The organism is Pseudomonas sp. MF6776 (assembly GCF_016613125.1).
GTDB lineage: Bacteria > Pseudomonadota > Gammaproteobacteria > Pseudomonadales > Pseudomonadaceae > Aquipseudomonas > Aquipseudomonas iridis.
Genome location: NZ_JAENSQ010000114.1, coordinates 1 through 536, shown reverse-complemented (window position 1 = coordinate 536; position 536 = coordinate 1). Strand labels below are relative to the sequence as shown.

General features: G+C 54.1%; 1 protein-coding gene. It reads left to right on the top strand.

What is annotated here, in order from left to right; translation table 11 throughout:
- Positions 1 to 146: 146 nt before the first annotated feature.
- On the top strand, positions 147 to 536 hold a 390-nt coding region (gene msrB, locus JJD74_RS30685), incomplete at its 3' end, for a peptide-methionine (R)-S-oxide reductase MsrB (protein ID WP_200618114.1).

Below are 536 nucleotides of genomic sequence, written 5' to 3'. Positions count from 1 at the left end.
TAATAGACGCGAAATTTAAATCTCTAATTTTCCAACACTTAGTAAAACCTCGTTTGCCATCCCACTACCATTGTAGGAGCAAATCAGGAGACATAAAAAATTAGCGGTAGCGTGCCTGGCCCTCTAGATAAGTATTGGAGACTGTAATGAAGTTTGAAAAGTCACAGACAGCAATCGACCACCTGACTCCCGAGCAACACCGAATTACCCAGGAGGCGGGCACCGAAAGGCCCTTCACGGGCGAGTACAACGACAACAAGGAGCCTGGCATCTACGTCGACATAGTGTCGGGAGAGCCACTGTTCGCTTCGACGGACAAGTTCGATTCGGGTACTGGCTGGCCCAGCTTCACCAAGCCGATCGTTTCGGCAAACGTGAACGAGGTGCGGGACAGCGCACACGGCATGGTCCGGACGGAGGTCAGGTCAGTACACGCAGACAGTCATCTCGGCCATGTGTTCCCCGATGGTCCTTCCGACCGCGGCGGTCTGCGGTACTGCATCAACTCAGCGTCCCTTCGCTTCATCCCGCGCGAC